We start from the raw sequence: 258 nt of genomic DNA, 5'->3' as shown, positions 1-258 counted from the left end.
CACCGCGCACCGTCAGCACCCTCTTCACCGTCGACCCTGAGGTGACGCTCGAAACTCTGGCCGTTTATTTGGTCGAGACGCTGGCCTCGGTGGATGTGATGGTCCATCAGTTGGTGGATCACCTGGACGGTGAATCACGCAATGCATTGCTGGGCATTTCCAACAGCGTGATGCTGGCGGAGATCACGGCGAACCGGGTGCTGGATCAGATTGATCCACCTGAGTGAGAGTAAAAAGATCAAAAGATCGCAGCCTTCG

General features: G+C 56.2%; 1 protein-coding gene. It reads left to right on the top strand.

The features are described from left to right. Positions 1–227: DUF6124 family protein (locus ACW9JC_RS30470; protein WP_457459706.1), on the top strand; the 227-nt coding region annotated here is incomplete at its 5' end. Between the last annotated feature and the right edge of the window lie 31 nt (positions 228–258).

It is taken from the genome of Pseudomonas sp. SDO5591_S426, assembly GCF_054070755.1.
Note: the sequence above shows the minus strand (reverse complement) of the source record. Positions and strands in the feature narration are given on the sequence as shown.